Here is a 26,167-nt window from a genome sequence, read left to right on the forward strand (position 1 = left end):
TCCCACGGGATCCTCGCAAGCCGGTGCGGAGAGCTGTTCGCTTCCTTCTCTGCAGTCCAGAAGGGGTGCAGCGCCACGGAGACTCTCTGAAACTGCGGTTGGCGCTATTCCGTTGAGACTTGTCACAAACGCCACTGGGAGGCGAAGGGAAACGCGGATTAGCTTCGGTGCGTGCCCGGATCGGAACCCGGCCCGATCCCGCGCATCACACCCGCCCGCACCCGCGAGGACCTAGGACGCTCATGCCCCGGACTCCCATGCCTCGGACTTCCATGCCTCGGACTCCCATGCCCCTGCACGCCCAGGTCGTCCTGTTCGACGGCTTCGATCCGCTCGACGCCATCGCCCCCTTCGAGGTCCTGTCCGCGGGCGGGGGCGCCGCCCGCGGACAGCTGGCCGGGGAGCTGGTCTCCCCCCAAGGGCCCCGCCGGGGCGGCCGAGGGGCCGGCGGGCTGGCGCTCCGGACCACGGCCGCCCTGGATCCGACGCGTCCGGGGCTGATCCTGCTCCCCGGCGCCTCGGGCCGGATCGGCACACCCGACGCCGACCCTCACCTTGATGCCGACCCTCAACTCGATGCCGACGGTGTCCCCGATTCCACCGATTCCACCGATGCCGCCCTCGCCTCCGAGCACGCCCTCGCCTCCGCCCACGCCCTCGGGCCCAAGGAGTCCGAGCCCATCCCCGTACTCCTCGGACGCACCCTCACCACCGACCTCCCCGCCCTCCTGAAGGCGGCGATGGAGAACCCCGAGATCACCGTCACCACCGTCTGCGGAGGCTCTGCGCTGCTCGCCATGGCCGGCCTCATCGAGGGACGCCACGCCACCACCCACCACCTGGGCCTCGACCTCCTGGACGCCACCGGCACCCACGCGGTCGACGCCCGCATCGTCGACGACGGCGACCTGGTCACCGGCGCCGGCGTCACCTCGGGGCTCGACCTGGCTCTCTACCTCCTCGAGCGCGAGCTGGGCCCCCGTATCGCCCATGCCGTCGAGGCGCTCTTCGCGTACGAGCGGCGCGGCACCGTCTGGCGCAACACCGGCCCGGAACCAGCCGCCTTCTGACCGCCTTCTGACCGCACCCCAGCACGGCCCCCGCCTCACCAAAGGAACCACGCATGCCGGCCGAAGCCCCCAACCGCAGCCACCCCGAACCCACCGATCACCCCCGCCCTGAAGCCACCGATCACCCCGACCCCGAAGCCACCGACCACCCCGAAGGCCCCAACCACCCCCACCCCGACGGCACTTGGGACCTCGCCATCGCCACCCCCATCGGCCGCATCAAAGCCGAGGCCGAGTTCGTACGCAGAGACGGCGCCCTGACCGGAACAGCCCGCGGTACCGGCGAGGAGGTCCCGCTCACCGGCCTGGTCCTGGACGGTGACCGGCTCACCTGGAAGCAGGCCATCACCAAGCCCCTGCGCCTGAACCTGGAGTTCGCCGTCACACTCGACGGCGACACCCTGGCCGGCACCTCCCGCGCCGGCCGCCTCCCGGCCTCCAAGGTCACCGGCATACGCCGCACCCCGCAGACCGGCGCGGGCCGCCGGCCATGACCAAGTTCTTCCTCGCCCTGCACGTCCTGGCCGCCATCGTGGCCGTCGGCCCGGTCACCGTCGCCGCCAGCATGTTCCCGCCGGCCCTGCGCCGCGCGCACAGCGCACCGGACGACCCGGACAGCCGCAGCACCTTGCGCACGCTCCACCGGATCTGCCGCGTGTACGCCGCCGTCGGCCTCGCCGTGCCGGTCTTCGGCTTCGCCACCGCGAGCAGTCTCGGGGTCCTGGGCGACGCCTGGCTGATCACCTCGATCGTGCTGACCGCCGGAGCCGCCGCTGTGCTGGCCCTGTTGCTCCTGCCGGCCCAGGAGCGTGCGCTCTCCGCACCACCGGTCACGGGCACACAGCCTTCCGCACCACCGGTCACGGGCACACAGCCTTCCGCACCACCGGTCACCGGCACACAGCCTTCCCCACCACCGGACACCAGCCCAAAGACCGCCGCCCGCCTGTCCATGCTCACCGGAATCTTCAACCTGCTCTGGGCCACCGTCACGGTCCTGATGATCATCCGCCCCGGCTCCACGACAGGAGCCTGACCGTGAACCCCCGCACCCTGCGCCTCGCCGCGAACGCGGAACTGGCCTCCCTGGTCCTCCTGTTGGCCAACCTCGCTACCGTCCACCTGAAGCCGGTCTCCTCCCTCATGGGTCCGGCCCACGGCTGCGCCTACCTCATCGTCATCGCCGCGACCTGGCGTATCGAAGGAGCCGGCGCCACCACCAAGGCCATCGCCGTCCTGCCCGGCATCGGCGGTCTCCTGGCGTTCCGTCAACTCACCGCCGGTGCAGGCCACTCACGATGACGGCGAGCCGCGCGGACGAATGACCAAAGTCGCCCCCACCACGTCCGTACAGAAAAGAAGGCTGTGGGGCCGGCCGCTCCGACCGGCCCCACAGCCGTATCCGCACAAGCCCCTCAGCCGTATCCCCCAACAACGGGCCCCTAGTTGCCCGCCACGTCCTTCACCGCCACGGCCACCGGCGTCGTCCCGCCGATCAGCTCCAGCGTCAGCCCGGCCGTGGCCGAGGAGTCCACCAGCTCCGCGAGCACCGTCGCCACATCCTCGCGCGCGATGTCCCCGCGCCCGGTCGACGCCTCGAGCCGCACCAGACCCGTACCGGGTCCGTCGGTCAGGCGCCCGGGCTTCAGGATCGTCCAGTCCAGGCCTTCGCAGCCGCGTACGTACGCGTCGGCCTCGCCCTTGGCCCGCAGATACGCGTCGAAGATCTCGTCGCCCTGGTGCGCGGGATCCGCGCCCATCGACGACACCACGATGTGCCTGCGCACCCCGGCCCGTTCGGCGGCCTCGGCGAACAGCACCGCCGCCGCCCGGTCCACCGTGTCCTTGCGCCCCGCATCCGAGCCCGGCCCCGCGCCCGCGGCGAAGACCGCCGCGTCCGCGCCCTGCAGATGCGCCGCGACCTCCTCGACGGAGGCCGACTCCAGATCGCACAGCACCGGCTCGGCGCCGGCCGCCCGCAGATCGTCGCCCTGCGCGGGATTTCGGATGAGCCCCGCGACCTCGTATCCACCGCGCGCGTCCAGCAGCCTGGAGAGCCGCAGCGCGATCTGACCGTGTCCCCCGGCGATGACAATGCGCATGCTCCGACCGTACGCCGAGCAGCCCCGACCCGCCGCCTCGGCGAGAAGGGCGCCGTGCGCGGCGGCTCAAAGTTCACCGCGAGGGCCCCGGAATGTTCCCTGCCATGCCGCCCGCACGAAACGCTCCGCACACGGTCGCCGCCGCCTGCCCGATACGCCTCGAGCCCTCGCGTACGGACGCCCGTCAGGCGCGGAGGAAACCCGCCGCGCACCGCTGCCGGCCCTCAACTCCCCGGTCCCGCAAGGGATGTCAGGAAGGCTCCTTGCCCTTGGCCCGCCCCTGCCGCGGCAGATCGAGCGCGACGGCCGCCGCCGAATCGCAGTACTCCCGTACGGCACTGGTGCGCGCCACCACCCGCCCGCGGTGCACCACGATCCTGCTGTACGCGAGGGACAGCGCGCCCGCGAGGCCCTCGCCGCGGACCGCGAGCAGCTCGGCCGGGAAGCCCGCCTCGACCCGTACCTCGGGCAGCGCCATCGCCGCCCGTGCCTCACCGCAGACCGCGTCGTAGGCCTGGGCCGGGTCGAGCCCATGCTGCGAGGCCAGCAGATACGCGGCCTCCAGCGGGTCCCCGCGGCCGACCGGGTTCGCGGGATCCCGCAGCGCCCCGCTGCCCGCCGCCACCCGTACACCCGCGGTACGCAGCAGCCGTACCGGAGCCGTCGTACTGCCGCGCCGTCCGAGACCGCCGCAGTCGCCCTGCGGCAGGCAGCTGACCCGCACGCCCGCCGCCGCCAGCGCCTCCGCGGACCGCACGGCCACCTCGCGCGGCACCCGTCCGAGCCCGCCCAGCGGGCCGATGGTCACGCCGGGCCGCAGCCCGCCCGCCATCGCCGCCAGGCGCGAGAGCCGGGCCGGGTCGAGGCCGTCGGTGTGCAGATCGACGGGGCAGCCGTGCTCGGCGGCCACTTCGAGAACCGCTTCCACATAGCCGGTGGGGTCGGGGTCGAGGTCCGGGCAGCCGCCCACCACGGAGGCGCCCATCTTCACGGCGTCGCGCAGCATCGCCAGACCGTTAGCACCGGCGACCCCAGTGAGCAGCCGCGGCACCGCCACCGCCGACAGCTCGGCGAGCCCGCGCAGCGAACGCCGCGCCTGCAGCACCGCCTCCATCGGTCCGAGCCCTTGCACATCACCGATCCGCACATGCGAGCGCAGCGCCGTCGCACCGTGCCCGAGCTGCAGCAACGCGGCCTCGGTGGTGCGCCGCTGAACATCCGTCACGTCGTACGAGACGGGCCCGTCACCGTCCGCGGCGAGTGCGGTGTCGCTGTGCGCGTGCGGCTCGGCCGGCGCCGGAAGCAGCAGATAGCCGCTGAGATCCACGCGCGAGGAGTGCGCGGCCAGCGACCCCGCCGTACCGACCGCTTCGATCCGCCCGCGCCCGAGGCGTACGTCCACCGTGCGACCGTCGGTGAGCCGCGCCCCGCACAGCAGAAGCGAGGCCGTCTCCTCGGCTGCGCCGTCGCGGTGCGGCGGCTGCGGCTGGCTGTCGGGCATCGCACTCCAGAGGCGGGGGAACAGGAGGGCGTGACGATCAAGATCACGCAGCGTGTTCCGAGCCTAGGGCGCCGCACGGCCCGCTTCGAGGAGGAGCGAAATAGTCGTACCGGTGTGGTGCAGGAGGCGCGTGAGGTACCCGGGGAGGGCCTCAGCCCAGGCGGGACATAAGGATTTGGGCGATCGGCGACCAACCGTGTAATGTCTTCATCGCTCGCCCCAATAGCTCAGTCGGTAGAGCGTCTCCATGGTAAGGAGAAGGTCTGCGGTTCGATTCCGCATTGGGGCTCTGGTGCAACCACATTTCGTGGCCTGCATCACAGCGGTGTAGCTCAGTCGGTAGAGCAAGCGGCTCATAATCGCTGTGTCACCGGTTCAAGTCCGGTCACCGCTACTGACAGTAGCCGATTGTGGGGTCGGTCCTCCGGTCGGCTACTCTTCTATGCGTTAATACCATCCGTTCATCAAGGAGCACTCACGTGGCTGCCACCGATGTCCGCCCGAAGATCACGCTGGCCTGCGTGGAGTGCAAGGAGCGGAACTACATCACCAAGAAGAACCGGCGTAACAACCCGGACCGTCTTGAGATGAAGAAGCACTGCCCGCGTTGCAATGCGCACACCGCGCACCGCGAGACGCGATAACAAGGCTCGTACGCGAGGCCGTCCCCATTCATTTGGGGGCGGCCTCGCGTCGTTTTCGCCCGCAGTACCCAGCAGTACGTCCCCATCTGTTGCAGGAGGTGCCGAGCCCATGGCGCTCGACCAGTCCTTCGTCGGGCGGACCTACCCGGCCACCGACCCCTATGAGGTCGGCCGGGAGAAGATCCGCGAGTTCGCCGAGGCGGTGGGCGACGCCAACCCCGTCTACCGCGACGCCGAGGCCGCCAAGGCGTACGGCCACAGCGATGTGATCGCGCCGCCGACCTTCGTGTTCGCCATCACGTTCAAGGCGGCGGGCCAGGTCATCGAGGACCCGCAGCTCGGCCTGGACTACAGCCGCGTTGTGCACGGTGACCAGAAGTTCGCCTACACGCGCCCCGTGCGCGCGGGCGACCGCCTCAGCGTCACCTCGACCATCGAGGCGATCAAGTCCATGGCGGGCAACGACATCCTGGACATCCGCGGCGAAGTCCACGACGAGGCCGGCGAGCATGTCGTGACCGCGTGGACCAAGCTCGTCGCGCGCGCTGCGGACGGAGAGTGACGATGAGCGCGAAGATTTCGTACGCAGATGTCGAGGTCGGCACCGAACTGCCGGCCCAGACCTTCCCCGTGACGCGCGCCACGCTCGTGCAGTACGCGGGCGCCTCCGGTGACTTCAATCCGATCCACTGGAACGAGAAGTTCGCGGTCGAGGTCGGCCTTCCGGACGTGATCGCGCACGGCATGTTCACCATGGCCGAGGCGATCCGCGTCGTCACCGACTGGACCGGCGACCCGGCCGCGGTCGTCGAGTACGGCGTGCGCTTCACCAAGCCGGTCGTCGTGCCGAACGACGGCGAGGGCGCCGCGATCGAGGTCAGCGCCAAGGTCGCGGCCAAGCTCGACGACAACCGGGTGCGGGTGGATCTGCTCGCGATGAGCGCCGGGCAGAAGGTGCTCGGGATGTCGCGGGCTGTCGTCCAGCTGGTCTGACGGATCGGGATGTCGCGTGCCGTAGTCCAGCTTGTCTGACCTGCGAGAACAGTAAGGGGCGCTCCTCAGGCGGGGCGCCCCTTCCGCGTACCCCTTGACGTAGTTAGTAATTGGCCACTAACTTACTCGCATGGTCAGGATGAGTGCGGACGAGCGACGCGAGAGCGTCATCCGGGCGGCGGTCACGGAGTTCTCCCGGGGCGGCTACCACGGCACCTCGACGGAGGCGATCGCCAAGCGGGTCGGTGTCTCGCAGCCGTATCTCTTCCGGCTCTTCCCGGGCAAGCAGGCGATCTTCCTCGAGGCCGCCCGCCGCTGCTGCCGGGACGTCACCGAGGTCTTCCGCCGGGCGTCCGACGGGCTGCAGGGCGAGGAGGCCACCAAGGCGATGGGGGACGCGTACCAGGCGCTCATCGCGGACGACCCCGAGAAACTGCTCATGCAGATGCAGATGTACGTGGCGGTCGCGGCCGCCGAGGCCGCGGGCGACCGTGAGTTCGGCGAGGCGCTGCGGGCGGAGTGGATGGAGATGTACGACGTCGCCAACCTGGCGATGGGGGCGGACGTCGACGAGGCCACGCAGTTCCTCGCGTACGGGATGCTCATCAACGTCCTGGTGTCGATGGGCTTTCAGTCTGATCACCGGGTGTGGGCCGGCTTCTATGACGAGGTTCAGCCGCGGTAGTCCAGGCGTTGGGTGTGAGGCGAGGTGTGGCACGGCACGGAAGGGTGCGCACTTTTGTACCCGCGGAAGTTAGTCATCAATAACTAATCAACTGGCCGGAGGGGAAAGCAATGTCACAGCGAGCAGAGACCGAGACCACCACAGGGCGCGGGGGAGCCGTCTGGGCCCTCGTCATCACCAGCATCGCCGGCTTCATGGCCGCCCTGGACAACCTGGTCGTGACAACCGCCCTGCCCGCGATCCGCGCGGACTTCGGCGGCGAGATGCACGACCTGGAGTGGACGGTCAGCGCGTACACCCTGACCTTCGCCGTTCTGCTGATGTTCGGCGCCGCACTGGGTGACCGCTTCGGCCGGCGCAAGCTCTTCCTCGTCGGGCTCACGATCTTCACCGGCGCCTCCGCGGCGGCCGCGCTCGCCCCAGGCATCGACTCCCTGATCGCCGCCCGCGCCGTCCAGGGCGTCGGCGCCGCGATCATGATGCCGCTCACGCTGACCCTGCTCACGGCCGCCGTTCCGGCCGCCAAGCGCGGGATGGCGTACGGGATCTGGGGCGCGGTCAACGGCCTCGCGGTCGCCAGCGGCCCGCTCATCGGCGGCAGCCTGACCGAGCACATCTCCTGGCAGTGGATCTTCTGGCTGAACGTGCCGCTCGGTCTCACCGTCCTGCCGCTCGCCCGGCTGCGCCTCAAGGAGTCGTACGGCAACGGCGCTCCGCTCGACATCACCGGCACCGTGCTCGCCAGCGGTGGCCTGTTCGGCATCGTCTACGGCCTGATCCGCGGCAACATCGACGGCTGGACCAGCGTCCAGGTCCTCGCCGGCCTGATCGGCGGCGGACTGCTGCTCGCCGCCTTCGTACGCCACGGAATACGTGCCGAGAACCCGATGCTGCCCATGCGGCTGTTCCGCAACCGCGCCTTCGCCGGCATCAATGCGGCGAGCCTGCTGATGTTCCTCGGAATGTTCGGCTCCATCTTCCTGCTCAGCCAGTTCCTGCAGGACGTCCTCGGCTACTCGCCCACCGAGGCGGGCCTGCGGATGCTGCCCTGGACCGGGATGCCGATGATCGTCGCGCCGATCGCGGGCTATCTGTCCGACCGTATCGGCGGCCGCCCGGTGGTCGCCGCGGGCCTGGCCCTGCAGGCGATCGGCCTCGCCTGGTTCGCGGTGATCCTCAGCCCCGACGTCTCGTACGCGGCGCAGCTCCCGGCCCTGATCATCAGCGGTATCGGTATGGCGCTGTTCTTCGCCCCCGCCGCGAACCTGGTCATGTCCAGCGTCCGCCCCTCCGAACAGGGCGTCGCCTCCGGCGCCAACAACGCGCTGCGCGAGGTCGGCGGCGCCCTCGGCATCGCGACCCTCGCGGCCGTCTTCTCGGCGCAGGGCGGTTACGGGCCCGCGCAGACCTTCGTCGACGGACTGCAGCCCGCGCTGTGGGCGGGCGCCGCGGCGGTGGCCGTGGCAGCCCTCGCGGCGCTGGCGATCCCGCGCCGGAGCAAGACCGCCGTGCACGTCGGCGAGACCCATGAGGAGAGCCGCGAACTGATCGGTGCGTGAGGCGCCGGGCAGGAAGGCACGAGGGTACGGTCCGGGAGCTGTCGGCCCCGGACCGTACCCTTGAGCGCGTGCAGGAACTCCACGAAGCCCCGCTCGCCCCACTGACCACCTTCCGGCTCGGCGGCCCGGCCGCCCGCCTGATCACCGCGACCACCGACGCCGAGGTGATCGAAGCCGTGCGCGCGGCCGACGCCGCAGGCACCCCGCTGCTCATCGTCGGCGGTGGCTCGAACCTGATCATCGGCGACAAGGGCTTTGCCGGTACGGCCCTCAGGATTGCCACCCAGGGCTTCGAACTCGACGGTACGCAGCTGGAGCTGGCGGCCGGCGAGGTGTGGACCGACGCCGTGGCGCACACGGTCGAGGCGGGCCTCGCGGGCATCGAGTGCCTGGCCGGCATCCCCGGCTCGGCGGGCGCGACCCCGATCCAGAACGTGGGGGCGTACGGGCAGGAGGTCTCCAGCACCATCACCGAGGTAATCGCGTACGACCGCGAAGCCGGTGAGACGGTCACCCTCCCGAACGCCGAATGCGCCTTCTCGTACCGCCACAGCCGCTTCAAGTCCGACCCGGAGCGCTACGTCGTCCTGCGCGTCCGCTTCGCACTCGAGGACGCCGGCGGTCTGAGCGCCCCCCTCAAGTACCCGGAGACCGCCCGCGCCCTCGGCGTCGAGGCCGGCGACCGCGTACCGCTCGGACAGGCCCGCGAGACGGTGCTCAAGCTGCGCGCAGGCAAGGGCATGGTGCTCGACCCGGAGGACCACGACACGTGGTCGGCGGGTTCGTTCTTCACCAACCCGATCCTGACGGCGGGCGAGTACGAGGCGTTCCTGGAGCGTGCCCACGAGCGCCTCGGCGCCGACGTCACCCCGCCCGCGTACCCGGCGGGGGAGGGGCGGACGAAGACCTCGGCCGCCTGGCTGATCGACAAGGCCGGCTTCACCAAGGGGTACGGCACGGGCCCGGCCCGTATCTCCACCAAGCACACCCTGGCCCTGACGAACCGGGGCGCGGCCACCACGGAGGACCTCCTCGCGCTGGCCCGCGAGGTCGTCGCCGGGGTCCACGAGGCCTTCGGAGTCACCTTGGTCAACGAGCCCGTGATGGTCGGCGTATCCCTCTGAGCTGGGAATTCATGCTTGACCGCGCTGTGGGGTGCCCCTGATAGTGACTGCGCCGACTTGACCGGCGACAGCACATCAGGGGTGGGGACCACAGATGCACGACAACAACGGGCAGTTCGGGCTGCCCGTGGACGGCCAGTCCGCGCAGCTCGCCATCGAGCGCGCCCAGGCGCTGCTGCGGGCGGGGGAGTTCAAGGCGGCGCGTACGCAGGCACAGGACGCACTCGACGCGTTCGGGCCCTACGCGGGGCTGTATCTGGTCCTCGGCCGGGCACATGCCGCCGAGAACGAGGACGATCACGACGCGGCCGCGGAGCGCACCTTCCAGATGGGCCTGGTCACCTTCCCCGACGACCTGGACCTGCTCGCCGCCTACGCGGAGTTCGGTCTGGCCGGCGACGCGCTCGACGAGCCGGGCCGGGTGTCACGCGGCAGGGCCGCGGCGGGCCGGGTCAAGGGACTCGCGCCCCCTTCCCCGCAGGCGCGCGAGCGCCACCCGGGCGGGGGGTCCGGCGCCCAGTGGGCGGAGCCCGCCACCGTCCAGCGCTACGACGCACGCAGCGCGCTGTCCGGTGGCGTGGACGTGCGGACAGCCGCCGCGCACGCCGAGCAGGCGGCCGCCGCGTGGCCCTACGACCGTCGCCTCGCGGTACGCGCCGAGACCCTCGCGGGCCTGGCCCGGCCCAGCGCCCTGCTCGCTCGCATCGTGGTGCGCACGCCGCACATGTACGCCCTGGTCGCGGCCCTGCTCGTGGCCGCTGTCGCCCTCGGAGCGCCCGCGCTCCACCTGCCCGCGCCGGTGGCGTACTCCGCCGCACTGGTGCTGCTCCCCGTACTGCAGCAACACGTCCTGCTCCGCCGCGCCCGCGCGCGGGCCGAGGTCAGGCTGCCCCTCGACCACCGGGAGCCGGCCCCGGGCGCCCCCGACCTTCCGTCCGCCACCCGGCGTGAGCGGCTGATCGGCGCGCTCGCGGTCCTTGTGGCGTTCGGGTCGGTGACGGGGTCCGCCGGGTGGTACGCGGCGCGGGCGGCGGAGTATCCGCGGTACGAGGCGTCGGTGCCGACGTCCTTTCTCGGCCTTCCGCTCCACACGGGGGATGCGGTGAGCGGGGTGATGGAGAAGCGAGTGGCAGGCATGCCCCTGCCACCCGGAGCACGGGCCTTCTCCGGTGTCTACTCGTCCCAGGAGGAAGGTGTGGCCTTTATCCTCTTCGGCGCGACGGGGGACCTGCATCGTGAAGATCCCGCCGAGCTTCTCGCCGCCATGCGCAACGGGTTCTCTGCCCTGGGGGAACCGACGGACTCCTGGAGCGCCGACCCGGGATCGCTCGGAGGACGCATGGAGTGCATGGGCTATGCGCTCGGCCAAGGGCCCCTCACCCTCTGTGCCTGGATCGACAAGGGCAGCGTGGGCATCGTGGCGACCCCCGCGGAAGCGGACCACGTCTCCCTGCCCCGATTCACCCGCGAACTCCGCGAAGCCACGCTCCGCCCCGCCGACAGAGGCGCAGCCTGACCGGGCGCGCCGAGCGCAGAGATGAGTTCCGGTCGCTGAGGCAGTCACCCTTTTCGTAGACCTCCATGGACCTCATGGCGACGGGAAGGCCACCCATGACCGCTCTGCGCACCCTCCTCCAGCGCTACGTGGATGAAGGCACCGTTCCCGGTGCAGTCGCCCTGATCGCTCACGGCGACCGGGTGGAGGTCCAGGCCGTCGGTGCCACCGGCCTCGGCTCCGGCACCCCCATGACCCGCGACACCCTCTTCCGTATCGCCTCGATCACCAAGCCCATCGTCGCCGCGGCCGTCCTCATGCTGATCGAGGACGGCCGCATCGGTCTGGACGATCCGGTCGCACACTGGCTCCCCGAGCTGGAGAAGCCGCGGGTCGTCCGTACCCCGGACGCTGCCGTGGACGACACCGTCCCGGCCGTCCGCCCCATCACGGTCCGCCACCTGCTCGACTTCACGGCCGGATACGGCTTCACGTCCGACTTCTCCAAGCCCGCCCTCGCCCCGCTCTTCACCGAGCTCAAGCAGGGGCCGCCGAGGCCGCAGGAAGTCGCCGCCACCGACGAGTGGATGGCGGCCCTCGCGCAAGTCCCGCTGCTGCACCAGCCGGGGGACACCTGGCTCTACAACACCTGTTCCGAGCTCCAGGGCGTGCTGATCGCCCGGGTCTCGGGGCGGTCGCTCGGCGGCTTCCTCGCCGAGCGGATCTTTGAGCCGCTGGGCATGAAGGACACCGGATTCTCCGTCCCCGCAACGGAGTTGGGCCGCTTCACCTCGTACTACCGCAACAGCCCCGACGGCAGTGGCCTGGAACTGGTGGACGCCCCCGACGGCCAGTGGAGCAGCGAGCCCGCCTTCCTCTCCGGCGCGGGCGGACTGGTCTCGACCGTCGACGACTGGTACGCCTTCGCGCGCATGATGCTCGCCGAAGGCGCCTCGGGCGCGGGCCACCGCCTGCTGTCCCCGGACTCGCTCCGCGCCATGGTCACCAACCAGCTCACCGAAGCCCAGCGCGCGGGCAGCGACCTGTTCCTCGATGGCCAGGGCTGGGGTTACGGCGCAGGAGTCGACCTCGTGGCGGCCCACCCGTGGAGCGTCCCCGGCCGCTACGGCTGGGTCGGCGGCACCGGCACCTCGGCCCATCTCCATCCGGCCACGGGTGCGGTCGGCATCCTGCTCACACAGGTCGAGCTGGGCGGTCCGACCCCACCGACCCTCCTGGAGGAGTTCTGGCAGCTGACGAACATGCCAGGCAGCAGCGCAACCTGACCCGTCAGCAGCCCGGGCCTGATGCGGCAGTCGGCACGCCCTGACGCGACAGTCGCCCGGCCTGACGCGACGGTCGCGCGACCTGACGCGACGGTCGCCCGCCCTGACGCGACGGTCGCGCGACCTGACCCGGCAGCCGCGCGACCTGACCGGCAGCCTGGCCGCCTGACGCGACAGCTGCCGACCGCCCTTCAGTAGGCGACTCCGACCGCCTGCTTGACGGTCCCCGGATCGTCGATCAGCGCCAGCATCGCGTGCGCCACATCCGCTCGCCCGATCGTGCGCGCGCTGCGCGGATTGCCGCCGGTCCGCGTGCGATACGTGCCCGTCACCGGCTTGTCGACCAGCTTCGGCGGCCGCACCGAGGTCCAGTCGGTCGCGCTGGAGGCCAGCTCGTCCTCCATCACCCGCAGATCGTCGTACACCGGCTTGAGCACCCGGCTGATCACCCGGAACATCACCCGGTCCACCGCCGGCTCGCGCTCCGCCGCTGCACCGGCGAGCGGCGCGGCGCTGACCACGAGCAGCCGCCGCACGCCCTCCGCCTCCATGGCCCGCAGCACCGGCCGCGTGAGCCGGGCCGCGATCCCGTCGCGCGCGTCCTTCATTCCGCGCGCCCCGAGCCCCGAGAGCACCGCGTCGCGCCCGGCGACAGCGGCCCGCAGCCCTTCGGCATCCGACAGGTCGGCCCGGAAGACCTCAAGGCGCTCCCCTTGTACGGACAGCCGGGCAGGGTCCCGTACGACTGCCGTGACCTGGTGTCCCGCCGCCAGCGCCTGCCGGACGATCTCCTGCCCGATCCCGCCGGTCGCACCGAAAACAGTGAGCTTCATGGCCCCTCCTCGGGTGGGTAAGTACTCACTTCGGTCGGTGAACACTCACTCACCGCCCGGGGTGGGTGAGTATTCACTCACCCCTAGAGTGGGTAAGCATTCACTCACCCGTCAAGCCCCCCCAGGAGCCCCCATGCAGAAACCGGCCAGAGCCCGCATCCTCGACGCCGCCCATCACCTGATGCTCAGCGTCGGCCTGGCCCGCGCCACCACCAAGGTCATCGCGAAGGAGGCCGGCTGCTCCGAGGCCGCCCTCTACAAGCACTTCACCAGCAAGGAGGAGCTCTTCGTGACCGTCCTGCAGGAGCGCCTGCCCAGGCTCACACCGCTCCTCGACCAGTTGGCCGGAAACCCCAGCGCACGCTCCATCGAGGAGAACCTCGTCCGGATCGCCCACGAGGCCGCGCTGTTCTACGAGCAGAGCTTCCCGATCGCCGCGTCTCTGTACGCCGAGACCCAGCTCAAGACCCGCCATGAAGCGGCCATGCGCGAGATGGGCACGGGCCCTCATATGCCGATCGTCGGCCTGGACGCCTATCTCCGTGCCGAGCAGGTGGCAGGCCGTATCCGCCCCGAAGCCGACACGTACGCGGCCGCGTCCCTGCTCCTCGGCGCCTGCGCCCAGCGCGCCTTCGCGTACGACGCGGCAGGCCAGTTCCCGCCCCCTCCGGCGGACGCGTTCGCGCGTGACCTCGTCCGCACGCTCCTGGCGGGGATCGGCTAGCGGCCCCCTCGGCCGGCCCGCGTCAGCCCGCAACCCGCGTCAGTCCGCAACCCGCATCAGCCCGCAACCCGCGTCAGCCGACGATCCAGTCGTCGATCCCGGCGAGCAGCTTGTCCCGCACGTCGTGGGGCGCGGCCGACGCACGCACCGACTGCCGCGCCAGCTCCGCCAGTTCGGCGTCCGTGAACCCGTGGTACGCCCGCGCCAGTTCGTACTGCGCCGCAAGCCGGGACCCGAAGAGCAGCGGGTCGTCCGCCCCCAGCGCCATCGGCACCCCGGCCTCGAACAGCTTCCTCAGCGGTACGTCCTCGGGCTTCTCGTAGACCCCGAGCGCGACATTGGACGACGGACAGACCTCGCAGGCCACACCCCTGTCGGCAAGGCGCTTGAGGAGCCGCGGATCCTCGGCGGCCCGCACTCCGTGCCCGATGCGCGAGGCGTGCAGATCGTCGAGACAGTCCCGTACCGACGCGGGCCCCGTCAGCTCCCCGCCGTGCGGCGCCGCGAGCAGACCGCCCTCGCGCGCGATCGCGAAGGCGCGATCGAAATCCCTTGCCATGCCCCGGCGTTCATCGTTCGACAACCCGAACCCGACGATGCCCCGGTCCGCGTACCGCACCGCGAGCCGGGCCAGCGTGCGCGCGTCCAGCGGGTGCTTCATCCGGTTCGCGGCGACCAGGACACGCATGCCGAGCCCCGTCTCCCGCGAAGCCGTGTCCACCGCGTCGAGGATGAGCTCGAGCGCCGGAATCAGACCGCCGAGCCGTGGGGCGTACGAGGTCGGGTCGACCTGGATCTCCAGCCACCCGGACCCGTCCCGGATGTCCTCCTCGGCGGCCTCCCTGACCAGGCGCTGAATATCCTCGGGCTCCCGCAGACAGGACCGCGCCATGTCGTAGAGGCGCTGGAACCGGAACCACCCGCGCTCATCGGTCGCCCGCAGCTTCGGCGGCTCCCCGCCGGTCAGCGCCTCCGGCAGATGCACGCCGTACTTGTCGGCGAGCTCGAGCAGGGTCGTGGGCCGCATCGACCCGGTGAAGTGCAGATGCAGATGGGCCTTCGGCAACAGCCGTACGTCACGTACACGCTCCATCTGAAGATCCTGCCGTACGCACCAGGCGTCCCGGTAGCCGCTTTCCACCAACGAGTACTTGCCCGAACGAACAAACGGGCCCCCGGCCGAAGCCAGGGGCCCGTACAAGTCCGCGGAGGTCAGCGCGCCTCGGCGAGCAGCTTCTGGATCCGCGAGACGCCCTCGACGAGGTCCTCGTCGCCGAGCGCGTACGAAAGCCGCAGGTAACCCGGCGTACCGAAGGCCTCGCCCGGCACCACCGCGACCTCGACCTCGTCCAGGATGAGCGCGGCGAGCTCGACGGAGGACTCCGGGCGCTTGCCGCGGATCTCCTTGCCGAGCAGACCCTTCACCGAGGGGTACGCGTAGAAGGCGCCCTCGGGCACAGGGCACAGGACGCCGTCGATCTCGTTGAGCATCCGCACGATCGTCTGGCGGCGACGGTCGAAAGCGGTCTTCATCTCGTCGACGGCCGACAGGTCACCGGACACGGCGGCGATGGCGGCCACCTGCGCGACGTTGGAGACGTTGGAGGTGGCGTGCGACTGCAGGTTGGACGCGGCCTTGACCACGTCCTTCGGGCCGATGACCCATCCCACGCGCCAGCCGGTCATGGCGTACGTCTTGGCCACACCGTTGACGATGATGCACTTGTCGCGCAGCTCGGGCACGACCACCGGCAGGGACGCGAACTCCGCGTCGCCGTACACCAGGTGCTCGTAGATCTCGTCGGTCAGGACCCACAGACCCTTGGCGGCGGCCCAGCGGCCGATCTCCTCGACCTGCGCGCGGGTGTAGACGGCGCCCGTCGGGTTGGAGGGGGAGACGAAGAGCAGCACCTTGGTGTTCTCGGTGACGGCCGCTTCCAGCTGCTCCACCGAGACCCGGTAGCCGGTCGTCTCGTCCGCGGTCACGAACACCGGGACACCACCCGCGAGCTGGATCGACTCCGGGTACGTCGTCCAGTACGGGGTCGGCACGATGACCTCGTCACCCGGATCCAGGATCGTCGCGAAGGCCTCGTAGATCGCCTGCTTGCCACCGTTGGTGACCAGCACGTTGGCGGCCTCGACCTCGTATCCCGAGTCGCGCAGCGTCTTCGCGGCGATCGCGGCCTTGAGCTCGGGCAGCCCGCCGGCCGGCGTGTACCGGTGGTACTTCGGGTTCTTGCAGGCCTCGATGGCGGCCTCGACGATGTAACCGGGCGTCGGGAAGTCCGGCTCACCGGCGCCGAAGCCGATCACCGGCCGGCCGGCGGCCTTGAGGGCCTTGGCCTTGGCGTCGACGGCGAGGGTCGCGGACTCGGAGATCGCTCCGATCCTGCGGGAGATACGGCGTTCGGTGGGTGGGGTTGCAGCGCTCATGCGCCCCATCGTTCCAGACCCGCGCAGCCCCGAGCACATGAGTTCCGAAGAGCGGACATCGCCCCTGGACAGGTGTCTGATGGGCAGCGGGCAGGTACCTGTTCGACGCCACGGCCCGGACCACGTACACTCATCCCTCGTTGGCCCTCACAGGCCGCTCCCACCTACCGCACCCCGTGCGACTGTTGGGATGCGGTACGTTGGGGGAACTCAAAGGGTCGTAGCTCAATTGGTAGAGCACCGGTCTCCAAAACCGGCGGTTGGGGGTTCAAGTCCCTCCGGCCCTGCTACACACACCATCGCCAGGATGTGTGCGCATGTACGTACTGCAAAGCACCGCCGTGCGGCTCTCCCGGGCGCGGCACGGCCACGACCCGGAATCAGGTGAAAACGAGTGACGGACGCCGTGGGCTCCATCGACACGCCTGATGCCCCGGACGAGGCGACCGAGTCCAAGAAGAAGGCTCGTAAGGGCGGCAAGCGAGGAAAGAAGGGCCCCCTGGGCCGCCTCGCGATCTTCTACCGCCAGATCGTCGCCGAACTCCGCAAGGTTGTCTGGCCGACTCGCAATCAGCTGACGACATACACCACAGTGGTGATTGTCTTCGTTGTCATCATGATCGGCTTGGTGACCGTGATTGACTATGGCTTCTCCGAAGCCGTCAAGTACATCTTCGGTTAGAAGCCACAGCGACAAGGACGCCGTTACCTTCGGCGTCCCTTTCGCGCGTTCCACCCCCATTTTGTAGCCAGGAAGAAGCAGCCACCGTGTCTGACCCGAACCTGAACGACGCCAGCGAGTCGATCGAGTCCGTAGAGGACCAGCTCGACATCGTCGAGGCGGCGGACTCCGTGGACCCGGACCAGGCCGAAGCTGCCGACGCCGCTGCCGGCGAGTCCGCCGAAGAAGCGGCCGTGCACGTCGAGGACGAAGCCGAAGCCGTCGCCGAGACGGAGGCCGACGAGGCCGCCGCCGAGGACGTCGCCGCCGAGGAGCCCGACGAGGACGTCGCCGACGAGGAGCCCGCCGAGCCGGTCGACCCGATCGCCGCCCTGCGCGAGGAACTGCGCACGCTGCCCGGCGAGTGGTACGTGATCCACACCTACGCCGGTTACGAGAACCGCGTGAAGACCAACCTCGAGCAGCGCGCCGTCTCGCTCAACGTCGAGGACTTCATCTTCCAGGCCGAGGTGCCGCAGGAAGAGGTCGCCCAGATCAAGAACGGCGAGCGCAAGACGATCAAGCAGAACAAGCTGCCTGGTTACGTGCTCGTCCGCATGGACCTGACGAACGAGTCCTGGGGCGTCGTCCGCAACACCCCCGGCGTCACCGGCTTCGTGGGCAACGCCTACGACCCGTACCCGCTGACCCTGGACGAGATCGTCAAGATGCTCGCCCCGGAGGCCGAGGAGAAGGCCGCCCGCGAGGCCGCCGAGGCCGAGGGCAAGCCCGCTCCGCAGCGCAAGGTCGAGGTCCAGGTTCTGGACTTCGAGGTCGGCGACTCGGTCACCGTCACCGACGGCCCGTTCGCGACGCTGCAGGCGACCATCAACGAGATCAACGCCGACTCGAAGAAGGTCAAGGGCCTCGTCGAGATCTTCGGCCGCGAGACCCCGGTCGAGCTGAGCTTCGACCAGATCCAGAAGAACTAGCTCTTACTGGACAGCACGCTTCCGAACAGGTCAGACGGGCTCTCTAAAGCCGGTCTGACCTGCTCGGTTTTTAGCCGCGCATGGATACCCGTTATCGTTGTGCGGTATGCCTCCATCCGGATGATCGGGTGAAGGCGGTTCACTCTCACTAGGACCCGGAGAGAGCAATGCCTCCCAAGAAGAAGAAGGTCACGGGGCTTATCAAGCTCCAGATCCAGGCCGGCGCGGCCAACCCGGCTCCGCCGGTCGGCCCTGCCCTTGGCCAGCACGGCGTCAACATCATGGAGTTCTGCAAGGCCTACAACGCCGCGACCGAGTCGCAGCGTGGCTGGGTGATCCCGGTGGAGATCACGGTCTACGAAGACCGCTCCTTCACCTTCATCACCAAGACGCCGCCGGCCGCGAAGATGATCCTGAAGGCCGCCGGTATCGAGAAGGGCTCCGGCGAGCCCCACAAGACCAAGGTCGCCAAGATCACGCTGGCTCAGGTCCGCGAGATCGCCGAGACCAAGATGGCCGACCTGAACGCGAACGACCTGGACGCCGCGTCCAAGATCATCGCGGGCACCGCCCGTTCCATGGGCGTCACGGTCGAGGGCTGACCTCACCCCCGTAAGACCTTTGAAGTAGTGGTAGGGCCAGCGCTGGTCCGCACCACGAACTCCCACCCTGAACCTCAGGAGTAGATGTGAAGCGCAGCAAGACTCTCCGCGCTGCGGACGCCAAGATCGACCGGGACAAGCTCTACGCCCCGCTCGAGGCCGTCCGTCTCGCCAAGGAGACCTCCGCGACCAAGTTCGACGGCACCGTCGAGGTCGCCTTCCGCCTGGGTGTCGACCCGCGCAAGGCCGACCAGATGGTCCGTGGCACCGTGAACCTCCCGCACGGCACCGGCAAGACCGCCCGGGTCCTGGTCTTCGCGACCGGTGACCGTGCTGCGGCCGCGGAAGCCGCGGGCGCCGACATCGTCGGCTCCGACGAGCTGATCGCCGAGATCGCGGCGGGCAACCGCCTCAACGAGTTCGACGCGGTCGTCGCCACCCCGGACCTCATGGGCAAGGTCGGCCGTCTCGGCCGCGTCCTCGGCCCGCGTGGTCTCATGCCCAACCCGAAGACCGGCACCGTGACGCCCGACGTCGCCAAGGCGGTCAACGAGATCAAGGGCGGCAAGATCGAGTTCCGCGTCGACAAGCACTCGAACCTGCACTTCATCATCGGCAAGGTCTCCTTCGACGAGACCAAGCTGGTGGAGAACTACGGCGCGGCCCTGGAGGAGATCCTCCGTCTGAAGCCGTCCGCCGCCAAGGGTCGCTACATCAAGAAGGCCGCCATCGCCACCACGATGGGCCCCGGCATTCCGCTCGACCCGAACCGCACCCGCAACCTCCTCGTCGAGGAGGACCCGGCCGCGGTCTGGGCTTGAAGCTCACAGCTGGTCATTGCCCTGCCCCCGCCGCCCCCCGGGGGGCCTGGCGGGTCCGGGGTTTTTGCGTTTCTACGTGTCGGTGGCCTCGGCTACGTTGACTGTCTACTCATAAGCACCACTGGGGGGTTGCACCGATGAGCACGTACAAGCGCATAGGCCTGGCCGCCGTATCCGCCGCCACTCTGGTCGCCGTGGCCGGCTGCCAGGGCTCGGGGACGGACGGCAAGGCCGCCGCCGACAAGGCGCCGAGGTTCCAGTCGCGTGCGACGGCGATCAAGACGCTGACGGCCGCGTACGAGAAGACGGCCGAGGCGAAGTCCGCCAAGGTCGAGATGACCATGTCGATGCCGGCCGGCCTGGACGGCGGGGGCGACATGAAGATGTCCGGTGTCATGGGCTGGGACCCGACCGTCCTGGACATGACGATGTCGGGCTCGGCGCTCAGCGCGGGTGACCCGGACGCGCCCGAGCAGATCCGCATGGTCATGCGCGACAACGTGATGTACATGGACATGGGCAAAGCCGCGCTCGCCGAGATGGACGGCAAGCGCTGGATGAAGATGGACTTCGGCGCCATGGCCGACAAGATGGCCGAGGAAGGCGCCGACCCGCAGCTGCAGAAGGCGCTGACGGGCGGCATGGAGAACATGAACCAGGACCCGGCCCAGCAGATGGCCCTGCTCCTGGAGTCCGAGAACCTCAAGCACCTCGGCACCGAGACGGTCGCCGGCCAGAAGGCCGACCACTACAAGGGCAAGCTGACGGTCGCGGAGATGCTGGAGTCCAACGACTCCCTCGACTTCCTCGAAGGCAAGGACCGCGAGGAGCTCCTGAAGAACATGGAGAAGTCCGGCATCAAGGGCTACGACACCGAGGTCTGGGTCAACAAGGACGGCTACCCGGTCAAGATGGATGTCGGGATGGAGTCCCCGGAGGGCACCGTCGAGATCCACCAGACGTTCTCCGACTACGGGGCCAAGGCTCAGGTCGAGGTTCCGCCGGCGTCGCAGACCTTCGACGTCCTGAAGATGCTCGAGGAGCTCGAGGGTCTCGGCCTGGAAGAGGGCGGCCTCGAAGGCTGATCCGACGCGGTGGCAGGGCAGCTGTACGGCGAGCGGGCCGGGCGCATCGTAGATGCTCCTGGCCCGATTTGCTCGACAAGCATTCGTTCGCGTACTCTTCCGAGGAAGCCAAAGACCGCTGGTCGTTGCTGTGCGCCCGTCAGGGAGCGCGGCGGCCGAAGGATCCGCATTAGCGGACGACCCGCGCAGGTGACTGTGGAATGCACTCCCGGATGGTTACATTCGGTTTGAGTTCACGCCCCGTGCGCCTGCGCCGGGGCGTTTCGTTTTGTACAGCCCGTTTGTGCAGAGCCCCTTCTCCAAGTGCCTGATTCAGGCGGTCCGGCGAACGCGACTGATCGGAAGGTCAGTCGAGGATCATCACCCCGGAAGGAGGCCGAGGCTCATGGCGACGACCGAGAAGGTCACAGCTGTCGAGGAGATCACGCGCGACCTGCGCAACTCCAACGCCGCTGTTGTCACCTCGTACACCGGACTCAGCGTGGCGCAGCTCAAGCAGCTGCGCCGTTCTCTCGGCGAGAACGCTCAGTACCGAGTGGTGAAGAACACGCTGACCAAGATCGCGGCCCAGGAGGCCGGGTTCTCTGCGCTGGACGAGCACCTCAAGGGCTCGACGGCCGTTGCCTTCGTTACCGGTGACCCGGTCGAGGCGGCGAAGGGTCTGCGTGACTTCGCCAAGGACAACCCCGCTCTCGTCATCAAGGGCGGTGTCCTTGATGGCAAGGCGCTGTCCGCCGACGAGATCAAGAAGCTTGCGGACCTCGAGTCCCGCGAGGTTCTGCTCGCCAAGCTGGCGGGTGCCATGAAGGGTAAGCAGACTCAGGCTGCTCAGGTCTTCCAGGCGCTCCCGTCGAAGTTCGTCCGCACCGCGGAAGCGCTTCGTGCCAAGCAGGCCGAGCAGGGCGGTGCCGAGTAATTCGGCTCGCGCATTGACTGTCGCCCACCGGGCGGCGGTCGCAGCGGGCCCGAATGTACGCCCGCCTCTCTAGTACACCCCGGCACCAGCCGAATTAGTGGAAGGACGCCATCATGGCGAAGCTGTCCCAGGACGACCTGCTCGCGCAGTTCGAAGAGATGACCCTCATCGAGCTCTCCGAGTTCGTGAAGGCCTTCGAGGAGAAGTTCGACGTCACCGCCGCCGCGGCCGTCGCCGTTGCCGGCCCCGCCGCTGCGGGCGCCCCGGCCGAGGCCGAGGCCGAGCAGGACGAGTTCGACGTCATCCTCACCGGTGCCGGCGACAAGAAGATCCAGGTCATCAAGGTCGTGCGTGAGCTCACCTCGCTGGGTCTCAAGGAGGCCAAGGACCTCGTCGACGGCACCCCGAAGCCGGTCCTCGAGAAGGTCGCCAAGGAGGCCGCTGAGAAGGCTGCCGAGTCCCTCAAGGCTGCCGGCGCCTCCGTCGAGGTCAAGTGACTTCACGAGTCGTCTGACTCTTTCGCGTAGTACGGCCCCAGGGCTGTAACGCGCAGACACTGAAGGGCGATCACCCATATGGGTGGTCGCCCTTCGGCGTTCCTGTGACGGCTGCCTTGCGCTGGCGGTGCGGCCGAGTATGGTGATCTTCGTTGTGCTCTCCCAGGCCCCCCAAGGCTCCCGGTGACGATCTCCACGGGACAGGGGGCCTTGACGAACCGCACGCAGCGCGCAATTCTCAGGACGCGTCGTCACATCGATCCGGATCCGAGGCATGGATCGAAGACGAACTGGGCAGTGTGGATATGCGTCCACCGGCGAGGGGTCTGCCGGGGGCGCCACAACAGCAGCATTCGAGGTGTTCGTGGGTCGGTCGAAAACCCGCACTGGACATCAGTGGGCCTAGTGGCTACACTGACCCTTTGCGCTGCCTGTTAGCTGCCTCCTGCCCGTCACCAGGGGCATGCCCATGCTTGAGCTTCGTCGGCCGACCTTCCCTGACCTGGGGTTTTCTGTCGACGCGTTCAGCCTGGGACCGGTACGCGCGTAGTGAGTCCGAGCCCTCGGAAGGACCCCCTCTTGGCCGCCTCGCGCACTGCCTCGACCGCGATTACGAACAACGGCGCCAGCACCGCCCCGCTGCGCATCTCCTTTGCAAAGATCAAAGAGCCCCTCGAGGTTCCGAACCTGCTCGCGCTGCAGACCGAGAGCTTTGACTGGCTGCTCGGCAACACCGCTTGGCAGAGTCGGGTCGAGGCCGCTCTGGAATCAGGTCAGGACGTCCCCACCAAGTCCGGTCTGGAGGAGATCTTCGAGGAGATCTCCCCGATCGAGGACTTCTCCGGGTCGATGTCGCTGACCTTCCGCGACCACCGCTTCGAGCCTCCGAAGAACTCGATCGACGAGTGCAAGGAGCGCGACTTCACGTACGCGGCCCCGCTCTTCGTCACCGCCGAGTTCACCAACAACGAGACCGGCGAGATCAAGTCCCAGACGGTCTTCATGGGCGACTTCCCGCTCATGACGAGCAAGGGCACCTTCTGCATCAACGGCACCGAGCGTGTCGTCGTCTCGCAGCTGGTCCGCTCGCCGGGTGTCTACTTCGACTCCTCCATCGACAAGACGTCCGACAAGGACATCTTCTCGGCCAAGATCATCCCGTCCCGGGGTGCCTGGCTCGAGATGGAGATCGACAAGCGCGACATGGTCGGTGTCCGTATCGACCGCAAGCGCAAGCAGTCCGTCACCGTTCTCCTGAAGGCTCTCGGTTGGACGACCGAGCAGATCCTCGAGGAGTTCGGCGAGTACGAGTCGATGCGCGCCACCCTGGAGAAGGACCACACCCAGGGCCAGGACGACGCGCTGCTCGACATCTACCGCAAGCTGCGTCCGGGCGAGCCGCCGACGCGTGAGGCCGCTCAGACGCTGCTCGAGAACCTCTACTTCAACCCGAAGCGCTACGACCTCGCGAAGGTCGGCCGCTACAAGGTGAACAAGAAGCTCGGCGCCGAAGAGCCGCTGGACGCCGGCGTGCTCACCACCGACGACGTCATCGCCACCATCAAGTACCTGGTGAAGCTGCACGCCGGTGAGACCGAGACCGTCGGTGCCTCGGGCCGCGAGATCGTCGTCGAGACCGACGACATCGACCACTTCGGCAACCGTCGTATCCGTAACGTCGGCGAGCTCATCCAGAACCAGGTCCGTACGGGTCTGGCCCGTATGGAGCGCGTCGTGCGTGAGCGCATGACGACCCAGGACGTCGAGGCGATCACGCCGCAGACCTTGATCAACATTCGCCCCGTGGTGGCGTCGATCAAGGAGTTCTTCGGTACGTCGCAGCTGTCCCAGTTCATGGACCAGACGAACCCGCTGTCGGGGCTGACGCACAAGCGTCGTCTGAACGCGCTGGGCCCCGGTGGTCTGTCCCGTGAGCGGGCCGGCTTCGAGGTCCGTGACGTGCACCCCTCGCACTACGGCCGCATGTGCCCGATCGAGACGCCCGAAGGCCCGAACATCGGTCTGATCGGCTCGCTCGCTTCGTACGGCCGCATCAACCCGTTCGGTTTCATCGAGACGCCGTACCGCAAGGTCGTCGACGGCATCGTCACCGACGACGTCGACTACCTGACGGCCGACGAAGAGGACCGATTCGTCATCGCGCAGGCCAATGCGCCGCTGACGGACGACTTCCACTTCGAAGAGTCCCGCGTCCTGGTCCGCCGCCGTGGCGGCGAGATCGACTACATCCCGGGCGACGACGTCGACTACATGGACGTCTCGCCGCGCCAGATGGTGTCGGTCGCGACCGCGATGATCCCGTTCCTCGAGCACGACGACGCCAACCGCGCGCTCATGGGCTCCAACATGATGCGCCAGGCCGTCCCGCTGATTAAGGCGGAGGCGCCGCTGGTCGGCACCGGCATGGAGTACCGCTGTGCGGTCGACGCCGGTGACGTCATCAAGGCCGAGAAGGACGGTGTCGTCCAGGAGGTCTCCGCCGACTACGTGACGGTGGCGAACGACGACGGCACGTACACCACGTACCGCATCGCCAAGTTCTCCCGCTCGAACCAGGGCACGTCCTTCAACCAGAAGGTCATCGTCGACGAGGGCGCTCGCGTCATCGAGGGCCAGGTTCTCGCCGACGGTCCCTCGACCGAAGAGGGCGAGATGGCCCTCGGCAAGAACCTGCTCGTGGCGTTCATGCCGTGGGAGGGTCACAACTACGAGGACGCGATCATCCTGTCGCAGCGCCTCGTGCAGGACGACGTCCTCTCCTCGATCCACATCGAGGAGCACGAGGTCGACGCCCGTGACACCAAGCTCGGCCCGGAGGAGATCACCCGGGACATCCCGAACGTCTCCGAGGAGGTCCTCTCGGACCTCGACGAGCGCGGCATCATCCGGATCGGTGCCGACGTCGTCGCCGGCGACATCCTCGTCGGCAAGGTCACGCCCAAGGGTGAGACCGAGCTGACGCCGGAGGAGCGCCTGCTGCGCGCGATCTTCGGTGAGAAGGCCCGTGAGGTCCGTGACACCTCGCTGAAGGTGCCGCACGGCGAGATCGGCAAGGTCATCGGCGTCCGCGTCTTCGACCGTGAAGAGGGCGACGAGCTGCCGCCGGGCGTGAACCAGCTGGTTCGTGTCTACGTGGCGCAGAAGCGCAAGATCAACAACGGTGACAAGCTCGCCGGTCGTCACGGCAACAAGGGCGTCATCTCCAAGATCAACCCGATCGAGGACATGCCGTTCCTGGAGGACGGCACCCCGGTCGACATCATCCTCAACCCGCTCGGTGTCCCGTCCCGAATGAACCCGGGCCAGGTCCTCGAGATCCACCTCGGCTGGCTCGCCAGCCAGGGCTGGAACGTGCAGGGTGCCGAGGAGTGGATGCAGCGTCTGCAGTCCATCGGCGCCGATGAGGTGCCCGGCGGCTCCAACGTCGCGACCCCAGTGTTCGACGGTGCCCGCGAGGACGAGATCTCCGGTCTCTTCGAGCACACCATCCCGAACCGTGACGGTGTGCGCATGGTGCAGCCGTCCGGCAAGGCCCAGCTGTTCGACGGTCGTTCGGGAGAGCCGTTCCCGGACCCGATCTCGGTCGGCTACATGTACATCCTGAAGCTGCACCACCTGGTCGACGACAAGCTCCACGCGCGTTCGACCGGACCGTACTCGATGATCACCCAGCAGCCGCTGGGTGGTAAGGCGCAGTTCGGTGGCCAGCGCTTCGGTGAGATGGAGGTGTGGGCGCTTGAGGCTTATGGCGCCGCGTACGCCCTCCAGGAGCTGCTCACGATCAAGTCCGACGACGTCACGGGCCGCGTGAAGGTCTACGAAGCCATCGTCAAGGGCGAGAACATCCCCGAGCCGGGCATTCCCGAGTCCTTCAAGGTGCTCATCAAGGAAATGCAGTCGCTCTGCCTCAACGTGGAGGTGCTGTCCTCGGACGGTATGTCCATCGAGATGCGCGACACCGACGAGGACGTCTTCCGCGCTGCGGAAGAGCTCGGTATCGACCTGTCCCGGCGGGAGCCGAGCAGCGTCGAAGAGGTCTGACGGGGTCCCCTGCCCCCCCCCCCCCCCGGCCGGGGGGGGGCGCCCCCCGGCCCGCGCGGCCGGGTGGCGGGACCCCGGA

26 protein-coding genes and 3 tRNA genes are annotated in these 26,167 nt (G+C 68.9%); 24 read left to right on the forward strand and 5 right to left on the reverse strand.

Features of this window, described 5'->3' with window-relative positions:
* Positions 1-293: 293 nt before the first annotated feature.
* The 4 genes from JAO81_RS09255 (at position 294) to JAO81_RS09270 (ending at position 2,372) form a co-directional block, all read left to right on the forward strand.
* Complete coding sequence (locus JAO81_RS09255; RefSeq protein WP_199547403.1) at positions 294-1,070, forward strand: DJ-1/PfpI family protein; 777 nt, start codon at positions 294-296, stop codon at positions 1,068-1,070.
* A 197-nt stretch (positions 1,071-1,267) separates the two neighbouring features.
* Positions 1,268-1,564 carry a hypothetical protein gene (locus JAO81_RS09260; RefSeq protein ID WP_199547404.1) on the forward strand — a complete coding sequence of 99 codons (297 nt, stop codon included), beginning with the start codon at positions 1,268-1,270 and terminating at the stop codon, positions 1,562-1,564.
* The gene (locus JAO81_RS09265; RefSeq protein ID WP_199547329.1) at positions 1,561-2,106 is read left to right on the forward strand and encodes a hypothetical protein; all 546 of its coding nucleotides are present in this window, start codon (positions 1,561-1,563) and stop codon (positions 2,104-2,106) included. The genes JAO81_RS09260 and JAO81_RS09265 overlap by 4 nt, the downstream gene beginning before the upstream one ends.
* 2 nt (positions 2,107-2,108) lie before the next feature.
* Positions 2,109-2,372: a DUF3817 domain-containing protein gene (locus JAO81_RS09270; RefSeq protein ID WP_307813256.1), complete on the forward strand. Its 264-nt coding sequence runs from the start codon at positions 2,109-2,111 to the stop codon at positions 2,370-2,372.
* Positions 2,373-2,512: 140 nt separating this feature from the next.
* On the opposite strand, the gene JAO81_RS09275 is transcribed toward JAO81_RS09270, so the two are convergent.
* Both JAO81_RS09275 and JAO81_RS09280 read right to left on the reverse strand, forming a co-directional pair.
* The gene (locus tag JAO81_RS09275; protein WP_199547330.1) at positions 2,513-3,172 is read right to left on the reverse strand and encodes an NAD(P)H-binding protein; all 660 of its coding nucleotides are present in this window, start codon (positions 3,170-3,172) and stop codon (positions 2,513-2,515) included.
* Positions 3,173-3,422: 250 nt separating this feature from the next.
* Entirely contained in the window at positions 3,423-4,673 is a 1,251-nt protein-coding gene (locus JAO81_RS09280; protein WP_199547331.1) for an amidohydrolase family protein, read from the reverse strand.
* Positions 4,674-4,889: 216 nt separating this feature from the next.
* Between JAO81_RS09280 and JAO81_RS09285 the strand changes: the two genes are divergently transcribed.
* From JAO81_RS09285 to JAO81_RS09330, 10 genes are all read left to right on the forward strand, one after another.
* Positions 4,890-4,962: transfer RNA gene (locus JAO81_RS09285), tRNA-Thr, on the forward strand.
* A 32-nt stretch (positions 4,963-4,994) separates the two neighbouring features.
* Positions 4,995-5,067, forward strand: a tRNA-Met gene (locus tag JAO81_RS09290).
* 85 nt (positions 5,068-5,152) lie between these two features.
* On the forward strand, positions 5,153-5,317 hold the full coding sequence (gene rpmG / locus JAO81_RS09295; protein ID WP_003948671.1) for a 50S ribosomal protein L33: 165 nt from the start codon (positions 5,153-5,155) through the stop codon (positions 5,315-5,317).
* A 109-nt stretch (positions 5,318-5,426) separates the two neighbouring features.
* Positions 5,427-5,879 carry a MaoC family dehydratase N-terminal domain-containing protein gene (locus tag JAO81_RS09300; RefSeq protein WP_199547332.1) on the forward strand — a complete coding sequence of 151 codons (453 nt, stop codon included), beginning with the start codon at positions 5,427-5,429 and terminating at the stop codon, positions 5,877-5,879.
* 2 nt (positions 5,880-5,881) lie between these two features.
* The gene (locus JAO81_RS09305; RefSeq protein ID WP_199547333.1) at positions 5,882-6,310 is read left to right on the forward strand and encodes a MaoC family dehydratase; all 429 of its coding nucleotides are present in this window, start codon (positions 5,882-5,884) and stop codon (positions 6,308-6,310) included.
* 130 nt (positions 6,311-6,440) lie between these two features.
* Complete coding sequence (locus tag JAO81_RS09310; RefSeq protein ID WP_199547334.1) at positions 6,441-6,995, forward strand: TetR/AcrR family transcriptional regulator; 555 nt, start codon at positions 6,441-6,443, stop codon at positions 6,993-6,995.
* A gap of 110 nt (positions 6,996-7,105) precedes the next feature.
* On the forward strand, positions 7,106-8,554 hold the full coding sequence (locus JAO81_RS09315; RefSeq protein WP_199547335.1) for an MFS transporter: 1,449 nt from the start codon (positions 7,106-7,108) through the stop codon (positions 8,552-8,554).
* Between the two features lie 68 nt (positions 8,555-8,622).
* Positions 8,623-9,678, forward strand: coding sequence for a UDP-N-acetylmuramate dehydrogenase (locus tag JAO81_RS09320; RefSeq protein WP_199547336.1), 1,056 nt, complete (start codon positions 8,623-8,625; stop codon positions 9,676-9,678).
* A gap of 94 nt (positions 9,679-9,772) precedes the next feature.
* Complete coding sequence (locus tag JAO81_RS09325; RefSeq protein ID WP_199547337.1) at positions 9,773-11,194, forward strand: lipopolysaccharide assembly protein LapB; 1,422 nt, start codon at positions 9,773-9,775, stop codon at positions 11,192-11,194.
* A 95-nt stretch (positions 11,195-11,289) separates the two neighbouring features.
* Positions 11,290-12,459 carry a serine hydrolase gene (locus tag JAO81_RS09330; protein WP_199547338.1) on the forward strand — a complete coding sequence of 390 codons (1,170 nt, stop codon included), beginning with the start codon at positions 11,290-11,292 and terminating at the stop codon, positions 12,457-12,459.
* 191 nt (positions 12,460-12,650) lie between these two features.
* Here the strand turns inward: JAO81_RS09330 and JAO81_RS09335 are convergent, their stop codons facing one another.
* Positions 12,651-13,292, reverse strand: coding sequence for an NAD(P)-dependent oxidoreductase (locus tag JAO81_RS09335; protein ID WP_199547339.1), 642 nt, complete (start codon positions 13,290-13,292; stop codon positions 12,651-12,653).
* Positions 13,293-13,425: 133 nt separating this feature from the next.
* Between JAO81_RS09335 and JAO81_RS09340 the strand changes: the two genes are divergently transcribed.
* Positions 13,426-14,016 carry a TetR/AcrR family transcriptional regulator gene (locus tag JAO81_RS09340; protein WP_199547340.1) on the forward strand — a complete coding sequence of 197 codons (591 nt, stop codon included), beginning with the start codon at positions 13,426-13,428 and terminating at the stop codon, positions 14,014-14,016.
* Between the two features lie 73 nt (positions 14,017-14,089).
* On the opposite strand, the gene JAO81_RS09345 is transcribed toward JAO81_RS09340, so the two are convergent.
* Together JAO81_RS09345 and JAO81_RS09350 are read right to left on the reverse strand one after the other, a co-directional pair.
* Complete coding sequence (locus JAO81_RS09345; protein ID WP_199547341.1) at positions 14,090-15,109, reverse strand: adenosine deaminase; 1,020 nt, start codon at positions 15,107-15,109, stop codon at positions 14,090-14,092.
* 119 nt (positions 15,110-15,228) lie between these two features.
* Positions 15,229-16,452 carry a pyridoxal phosphate-dependent aminotransferase gene (locus tag JAO81_RS09350; RefSeq protein WP_199547342.1) on the reverse strand — a complete coding sequence of 408 codons (1,224 nt, stop codon included), beginning with the start codon at positions 16,450-16,452 and terminating at the stop codon, positions 15,229-15,231.
* 214 nt (positions 16,453-16,666) lie between these two features.
* Between JAO81_RS09350 and JAO81_RS09355 the strand changes: the two genes are divergently transcribed.
* From JAO81_RS09355 to rpoB, 9 genes are all read left to right on the forward strand, one after another.
* A tRNA-Trp gene (locus JAO81_RS09355) sits at positions 16,667-16,739 on the forward strand.
* Between the two features lie 107 nt (positions 16,740-16,846).
* Positions 16,847-17,134 carry a preprotein translocase subunit SecE gene (gene secE / locus JAO81_RS09360; RefSeq protein WP_165331766.1) on the forward strand — a complete coding sequence of 96 codons (288 nt, stop codon included), beginning with the start codon at positions 16,847-16,849 and terminating at the stop codon, positions 17,132-17,134.
* Between the two features lie 86 nt (positions 17,135-17,220).
* A complete protein-coding gene (nusG, locus tag JAO81_RS09365; RefSeq protein ID WP_199547343.1) occupies positions 17,221-18,105 on the forward strand; it encodes a transcription termination/antitermination protein NusG in 885 nt (294 codons plus the stop codon).
* 167 nt (positions 18,106-18,272) lie between these two features.
* Positions 18,273-18,707 (forward strand): 50S ribosomal protein L11, encoded by a 435-nt coding sequence (gene rplK, locus JAO81_RS09370; protein WP_165331764.1) that lies wholly within the window; start codon positions 18,273-18,275, stop codon positions 18,705-18,707.
* An 86-nt stretch (positions 18,708-18,793) separates the two neighbouring features.
* Entirely contained in the window at positions 18,794-19,528 is a 735-nt protein-coding gene (gene rplA, locus JAO81_RS09375) for a 50S ribosomal protein L1 (RefSeq protein ID WP_199547344.1), read from the forward strand.
* Between the two features lie 137 nt (positions 19,529-19,665).
* Positions 19,666-20,613 carry a hypothetical protein gene (locus tag JAO81_RS09380; RefSeq protein WP_199547345.1) on the forward strand — a complete coding sequence of 316 codons (948 nt, stop codon included), beginning with the start codon at positions 19,666-19,668 and terminating at the stop codon, positions 20,611-20,613.
* 385 nt (positions 20,614-20,998) lie between these two features.
* Entirely contained in the window at positions 20,999-21,529 is a 531-nt protein-coding gene (rplJ, locus tag JAO81_RS09385; RefSeq protein ID WP_165331761.1) for a 50S ribosomal protein L10, read from the forward strand.
* A 113-nt stretch (positions 21,530-21,642) separates the two neighbouring features.
* Positions 21,643-22,026, forward strand: coding sequence for a 50S ribosomal protein L7/L12 (gene rplL / locus JAO81_RS09390; protein ID WP_199547346.1), 384 nt, complete (start codon positions 21,643-21,645; stop codon positions 22,024-22,026).
* Between the two features lie 579 nt (positions 22,027-22,605).
* On the forward strand, positions 22,606-26,088 hold the full coding sequence (gene rpoB / locus JAO81_RS09395; RefSeq protein WP_199547347.1) for a DNA-directed RNA polymerase subunit beta: 3,483 nt from the start codon (positions 22,606-22,608) through the stop codon (positions 26,086-26,088).
* The last annotated feature ends 79 nt before the right edge of the window (positions 26,089-26,167 follow it).

It is taken from the genome of Streptomyces sp. N35 (assembly GCF_016464295.1).
Lineage (GTDB): Bacteria > Actinomycetota > Actinomycetes > Streptomycetales > Streptomycetaceae > Streptomyces.